At 57.1% G+C, this 6,622-nt stretch carries 8 protein-coding genes; 5 read left to right on the plus strand and 3 right to left on the minus strand.

What is annotated here, in order from left to right; all coding sequences use genetic code 11:
* The first annotated feature begins 171 nt into the window (after positions 1–171).
* Both AC5ZG1_RS38770 and AC5ZG1_RS38775 read left to right on the plus strand, forming a co-directional pair.
* Positions 172–855: a response regulator gene (locus tag AC5ZG1_RS38770; protein ID WP_496136056.1), complete on the plus strand. Its 684-nt coding sequence runs from the start codon at positions 172–174 to the stop codon at positions 853–855.
* Complete coding sequence (locus AC5ZG1_RS38775) at positions 852–2,276, plus strand: sensor histidine kinase (RefSeq protein ID WP_496136057.1); 1,425 nt, start codon at positions 852–854, stop codon at positions 2,274–2,276. The genes AC5ZG1_RS38770 and AC5ZG1_RS38775 overlap by 4 nt, the downstream gene beginning before the upstream one ends.
* Positions 2,277–2,793: 517 nt before the next feature.
* Here the strand turns inward: AC5ZG1_RS38775 and AC5ZG1_RS38780 are convergent.
* Together AC5ZG1_RS38780 and AC5ZG1_RS38785 are read right to left on the minus strand one after the other, a co-directional pair.
* The gene (locus tag AC5ZG1_RS38780; RefSeq protein ID WP_496136058.1) at positions 2,794–3,330 is read right to left on the minus strand and encodes a GlcG/HbpS family heme-binding protein; all 537 of its coding nucleotides are present in this window, start codon (positions 3,328–3,330) and stop codon (positions 2,794–2,796) included.
* A gap of 317 nt (positions 3,331–3,647) precedes the next feature.
* Complete coding sequence (locus tag AC5ZG1_RS38785) at positions 3,648–3,884, minus strand: hypothetical protein (protein WP_496136059.1); 237 nt, start codon at positions 3,882–3,884, stop codon at positions 3,648–3,650.
* A 588-nt stretch (positions 3,885–4,472) separates the two neighbouring features.
* Here AC5ZG1_RS38785 and AC5ZG1_RS38790 point away from each other — a divergent pair.
* The 3 genes from AC5ZG1_RS38790 to AC5ZG1_RS38800 all read left to right on the plus strand — a co-directional run bounded on the left by AC5ZG1_RS38790 (position 4,473) and on the right by AC5ZG1_RS38800 (position 5,689).
* A complete protein-coding gene (locus tag AC5ZG1_RS38790) occupies positions 4,473–4,682 on the plus strand; it encodes a cold-shock protein (RefSeq protein ID WP_496136060.1) in 210 nt (69 codons plus the stop codon).
* Positions 4,683–4,911: 229 nt separating this feature from the next.
* Positions 4,912–5,151 carry a hypothetical protein gene (locus tag AC5ZG1_RS38795; RefSeq protein ID WP_496136061.1) on the plus strand — a complete coding sequence of 80 codons (240 nt, stop codon included), beginning with the start codon at positions 4,912–4,914 and terminating at the stop codon, positions 5,149–5,151.
* A 310-nt stretch (positions 5,152–5,461) separates the two neighbouring features.
* Positions 5,462–5,689 (plus strand): hypothetical protein, encoded by a 228-nt coding sequence (locus tag AC5ZG1_RS38800; protein ID WP_091891373.1) that lies wholly within the window; start codon positions 5,462–5,464, stop codon positions 5,687–5,689.
* A gap of 572 nt (positions 5,690–6,261) precedes the next feature.
* Here the strand turns inward: AC5ZG1_RS38800 and AC5ZG1_RS38805 are convergent.
* Positions 6,262–6,507 (minus strand): hypothetical protein, encoded by a 246-nt coding sequence (locus AC5ZG1_RS38805; protein WP_496136062.1) that lies wholly within the window; start codon positions 6,505–6,507, stop codon positions 6,262–6,264.
* Between the last annotated feature and the right edge of the window lie 115 nt (positions 6,508–6,622).

Below are 6,622 nucleotides of genomic sequence, written 5' to 3' on the forward strand. Positions count from 1 at the left end.
AGTTCCACTGGTCGAGCCGATGCTCGCCTTCGTGGTGCGGCTCGACCACGTTGATCTTGCCTGTCTCCCAGTGCGCCACCACTGAAGAATTTCTGAAATTCCTGTCAGGAAGCTGCCCCAGCGACGAACCGTGTCTATAATGCCGTAGGAACTCTCGCAGCGGAGTACACCGTGCGCATTTTGATTATCGAGGACGAAAAGAAGCTCGCGAATGCGCTGCGCGAAGGTCTTAAGGCGGAGCACTATGAAGTTACGATTGCTGCGACGGGAGAGGACGGCTTCTTCCTCGCGAGCCAGCGCTCCTTCGACCTTCTGTTGCTCGATCTCATGCTGCCACGCCGCGACGGCATCGATGTCCTCGCCACGTTGCGCAAATGTGGCAATCAGACGCCGGTATTGGTCCTGACGGCGAAGGACGCTGTCGAGGACAGGGTAATGGGCCTCGATCAAGGCGCCGACGATTACCTTACCAAGCCGTTTGCATTCTCCGAGCTGCTCGCGCGCATTCGCGCGCTGGTCCGCCGGGGGCGCATGGATCAGATTCTCAAGCTACAGCACGAGGATCTCCAGATGGATCTCGTCACACACAAAGTCTCCAGGGGAGCGCATTCTCCCGACCTGACCGCGAAGGAATTTGACTTGCTCGAATACCTCCTGCGCCACAGCGGCAGTGTGGTGTCGCGGGAGATGCTGGCGCGCGACGTGTGGCACGCGACTTCCCGAGCTACACCGCTCGACAACGTGATTGATGTCACCGTCGCACGGCTGCGTCGCAAAATCGACGAACCATCCGAGAAAAAGCTGCTGCACACGGTCCGCGGCGTTGGGTACATGCTGAGCGGGAGGCAAGAATGAGATTCCGCCTGCCAAGCGTGCGTGCGCGGCTTACCCTCTGGCACGCTGGTGTGTTGACGCTCATCGTATGCATTTTTTCCGCTGGCATTCTGCTTTTCGTCGCGACTCGCCTCTATGCCGAACTGGACGCGCAGCTCGACCGAGAGATCGCAACCATTGGTAATATCTATCGCGAGGAACCGGACGAGCTGAAGGATCTCCCTTCCCACTGGGGCATCACACTGTTCCAGGTGGACGAGGCCGGCGACATCCGTCAGCAAACCGAAGCATGGGAGCGAGAAGAACTATCACGCGCGCTGCAGCCAGCTGACTCGGCATCGCCGCAGTCTTGGACGGCTCCGACCGGCCGGCACTATCGCGTCCATAGCGTTTCTGAATCCTCCTATCGCGTAGCCGCCGCGGTTGAGGAAACCTCCTTGCGGGACACGCTCTGGACGCTCGCAGTGATCCTCGCGATGGGTATTCCCTTCGCTGCAGGCCTGGCGATCGCGGGCGGTTACTTCCTTGCCGGCCACGTACTCTCTCCGGTCGGCGCTATGGCGCAGAAGGCCCGGGAAATCACTGCGGAATCGCTCGCCAAACGGCTCCCGGTCGATAACGTCCGGGACGAGTTCGGGCAGCTCGCGACAGTATTCAATGACACGCTATCCCGCCTGCAAGATGCGTTCGAACGGCTGCGCCGGTTCACGGCCGACGCCTCGCACGAGCTACGCACCCCACTCACAGCAATGCGCAGCGTGGGGGAAGTGGCGCTGCAGAATACGCTTGACGCCGTCACGTATCGCGACGTCATCGGCAGCATGCTGGAGGAGGTCGACAGGCTCACGCGGCTAGTCGAGAGCCTTCTGATTCTCACGCGCGCCGACTCGGGAAAGGTCCAACTGGCTCCAGAGGACCTGGACGTTGGAGGGTTGGCAGGACATGTCGTCGATCAGCTCCGCGTGCTCGCTGACGAAAAGCAACAAGAACTCGTGCTTCGAGCCCCGATCCCAGTCCATGCGACGGGAGACGCCGCGCTCATCCGTTATGCCCTCATGAATTTGATACACAATGCGATAAAATACACTCCAAATGGTGGCACGATCACCGTCGGAGTGAATGCAACGGATGGGCGGGCCATAATCGAGGTGCGAGACACCGGACCGGGGATTCCTGCCGCGCATCGGGATCATATTTTCGATCGCTTCTATCGCATCGACCCAAGCCGCTCTCGGGATGAGGGCGGGGTCGGTCTGGGGCTCGCAATCGCTCGCTGGGCGATTGAGGCGAACGGCGGGCATATTGAACTCGTAAGCGAAGGGACGGATGGGAGCTCGTTCCGGGTCATTCTACCGGTTCCGGATGATTCATCCGCAGCCGGCGGGGATCCACAGTTGCCGTATGAACCGCGAAGGGAGAGACAAGAATTCGCATCATCGTGAAATGCGCTGTGATGGTCTGCACCTGCATTCAGGCAAATAGTCGAACCGTAGCCCCTAATTGGAATGGTTGGGCGGTTCTCGCCTTTCAAATCGACTGGATTGTACTCTAAAGCGAGCTGCGAGTCTGGCGGGACAAGGTCGTCAATATTTTTCAGGTTGGTCTATCAAGCGGATTTCGAGTCAGATCCTGATCGATTCCGAGTCCCGGGTTGCGCGACATGGCCCAATTCCGAGTCCCGTCGAAGCGGCCGGTTTGGGGTAGACCGGACATCCGACCGCACCGGCACGTCGCAGAAGGGCCATTCGCGTCATTTTTGGCCAGTGCCCCAGATGTCTGCTTTTCCCTTAACAGCGGCGGAATAGCAGCGTCCGCCGACCGCCGCTTGGGGCCAATAACCGACATTTCGGCACGGACGAGCACTCCTCTGAATTGGGAAGAAGCTGAGAGCCGTACAAAATTTGTGCTCACATCCGCCGGGGACAGCCCCGGCGGACGGCCTTACTAAAGCTATCGAGCTTATTTGAGCGCAGCCTGTCCGGCCAACGAGACCACATTGTCCTGCGAGCCGGTACCGCCGCTTACGCCAATGGCGCCGATTACCTTGCCGTCGACAATCAGCGGATTGCCTCCCCGTGACGCAATCATACCATCGAGCGTCGTCAGATAGGCGAAGTACGGTCCTTTACCGATCAGCGTTTCGAACACCAGCGTTGGACGACGATATCGAGCAGCGGTACGCGCCTTGTGCTGCGAGATGCTGATCGATTCATATTGGCAATTATCCTGCTTTTCGAAATAAACAAGATCGCCGCTTGGGTTGACGACAGAGACGCAGAACGCATTCCAATTTCGCTTTGCTGTTTCGGCGATGGCAGCGGCCGCCACTTTCTTGGCCATCTCAAGATTGATGGGCTCACCATAGGGCGGCGGAGCCAATGTGTCTGGGATCGCATCGTTGGGATTGTCAGGATTCGGTTGCACCTGGGCAAAGGCTGCAGTGCCAATCATAAGCGCGACATATGCAGCGCCCGCTAACGCAACTAGATGACGCATTGGGTCCTCCCTAAGAGTGTTTTTGCCGCCTAGAGGCCACCTCGACGATAGCCTAATTCCTATTTCTATCCGATGCGAACATTGACTTCATTTCGGTCAATGGGAGAAAGGAGACGGCGGCATCGGGACACTGAGAATAACAGCGCGCCCGGCCCAGCGTCGGACGATTTATCCCGTGTCGCAGTTAGGTCATTCGCGTCATTTTTGGCCAGTGCCCCAGATGTCTGCTTTTCCCTTAACAGCGGCGGAATAGCAGACATCCGCCGACCGCCGCTTGGGGCCACAAGGCGACATCGGAGGCAGCCGATTTGAGTGACCTACCGTTCTAGCTCTCTGCGAATTCGATCACGGTGCTGGATGTGCAGCACCTGAGATGCATAAAACTTCTCCAGAAGTAGCTTAGCTCCCGCTAGATCGTGGCCGAGGCGAGCGAGGTCTTCAATCCGCTGCTCCTGCTCAGCAATGTGTCGTTCGCCTTCGGCAACGTGCCGCTCGGCTTCCTCCAAATGACGAAGTTGCATCACGCGAACATCTGATTGAAGGAAGTCTGACATGTCTCGCTCCCGTCCTATGCAGGCGGGAGCGCAAGCGGTCTCTCAGCCACCAGCGCCCGTATTGGTCACTGCCGGTGATGTTCTCACTCTACCAAGTCCATGAAGAGACATCACACTCGCAAAAGAAAAACAAAAAGCCGCCATACAGCGGCCTCATTCCGATCTGTGTAAGTCTCTCTAGGTAAAATTTGTGCTGTCCGACCTTCCGGCACGGCTGCACACCACCAGCGCCACGGGCTTGGTTTGGTTTAGCAAGGGCAATAGGAGTTCGCTGATCGGAACATTTGGAACACGCCATGCTGCCGATGCTTCGACCACTGAGAGCCTCGCCGGCGCTAGTCGCCGGGTCGACGTGATCTTACTGACGATCGGTGCACTACCACGATGACGCGCCGCTGGCTTTCTTCTTGAAGTCTCTCAACTGCTAGTGTATTGTGCCGCTTATCGATACTGGTCGAACAACTGTTCCGCTTTCGCCTCAGATCCTGACGGCGCGCGCACGTTTCAGACATTCTCCATCATCGACTAACCGGACGGCTGGCCGCAACTCCGCGCGCCAGGTCCTGCGCGCATAAGAAGGAAAACCTGATGAACACCGGTACAGTGAAGTGGTTTAATACCCAAAAGGGCTTCGGCTTTATCCAGCCATCAAACGGCACCAACGACGTCTTTGTTCACATCAGCGCGGTCGAACGCGCCGGTATGGGAACTCTGATCGAAGGTCAGACGCTATCTTACGATGTCGTCGCAGACCGTCGTACTGGCAAGTCCGCTGCCGAAAATCTTCGTGCTGCTTAGTTAAGAGCACGACAGACCTATCGCTCTAGCCACGGATGTACTGGTAGAGCTTGTGGTCCTGCCCCGCTCCCGAGTTATCGGGGCGGGGTTTTTCATTCAAGCAGGTAAAAAGATCGAAAAGCGGGCGCGACTGCGGCTTCCTGTTGCGCCTGTGTCCGGTGGACTACGTCAGCATGTTCACCAGCCGCATCGGGAACGTGATTCCTCAGTGCCAAGCAGGAGAGAGTCAATGAGCATAGTTAAACGTCATCTGGCCGAGCAAGAAGAACGCATGGTCCTGATCGAGGAGATTTGTATCGATACGGGAGCGCTTGTCTTGGATACCGCCACAGACGAAGTCTACTTCTCTGCAGACGAAGAGGCGTACAAGAACGCCTACGTTACCGTGTTTCAAGCTTGGGCGAGGGGCACGATCAAGGGCACAGCGGAGCAGATATTCGAGGCTACAAAATCCATTCTTGAAGACTAGCGAGACCGCCGATAGAGCCGTAAACGTCGAGGAAAATATGTCATACGCCTATAAGCTAAATGAAGAGGTTCGGCACCAAGCTCAAGGTCCCCAAGGACGCGCCGCAACTGAACCGCCGATGATTTACACTATCGTACAGCATATGCCCATCGAGTCCGATGGACGACTTAGGTACCGTATCAAATGCAAGTCCGAGAAGATCGAGCGCGTCGTCACGGAAGATCAGCTTTCGTATTTTCAATGATCTCCGCCTGATTCCCGCATGCGTCCATCGGCCTCCGACAGTGTCGGGAGGCAGCTAGGAGGAAAAATGTCAGACCGGCGGGAGCTCTATCGTAGCCCAAATGGCGACGCATGGTTCATCGCACGCGAGCCGACAAACGGTTACGCTTTCATCATCCACCAGCCCAATGCGCCCTCTGGTGGCCGGTTATCTCACGTCGAGTTGGGGGAGTTTTTGCGTGACGGGAAGGGACCCGAACAGCAAGCATTGTTGCGATTGATCGGAACGCTGGTCGAGGTCCCGCCGTTTGCGTAGGATCCTTACACTCATCGATCACCGCCAACTCGCCTAATAACGTTGCTGGCCACTTCAAGGCTGCTGCCAACTTCAAAGCGAGTTTAACACTTCTTTGTAGGTCGACACGTTGGGTACCGGCCGCGGGGAATTGTCGACGGGTCACAAGCGTTCAGCACCCTGCTTGCCGCGAGAGATACTCGGCCGCCCGCGAGAATGGCGCTTTGGTAGGGAGCTGGAATAGTACAAGTGAGTCAGACCTTCAGCGCACGCCAGAAGCACCGGACGCACGCCTGAAGGGGTCATCGAGTCACTTCGCGTAACCCTGTGATCGGAGCCAACCGATCCGACGCTCTCCATTCATCCAATCGTCAATATCGGCTTTGCTCGTGAAGCCCGTAATCTCTCGCGCTTCTGCGCCCGGGTACTCGGCGATGATAACCCAGTCGCCCTCGGATTTGCGCACTGGTTTGAAGCTCACTTTTATTTTTGCCATGCCGAACTATGTAGGAAGGCGGCCGAAAAGGGAACCTCGTTGAGCCATGTTCGGCCTAGAATAAATAGCAGACGTCGCCCGCCCCACCGAGGATGCCTTACTCTGGGGCGATCCTGTAAACATCGCCGGGTTCGAGGTTGAGTTCCTCGAACATCCTCTGCTGCTTTTCAGTCAGAACCGCTGGCACAACTTCCGCAGTCCAGCCTTCGGGAACGGCGGCGAGGACCAGCGTCAATGCCTGATTGGGCTTGGCTAAGGCGAGCCACATCTGCTTCGTTGGCTGCGGAGCGTCGTCCGAGGTCACCTCAACGATAGTGAATGAACTGCCGAACGACTCCGCCATCAATGGCTAATCCGCGGAATTGCTAAGAGTTGCAATAACTAGATCGCGATGAAGTTAGGTTCGTGCATATCCTGAGTTTGCCAAGTAGCTTGCGCATTCTTTGGGCGTGAAGAGC

The organism is Bradyrhizobium sp. Leo78 (genome assembly GCF_059512425.1).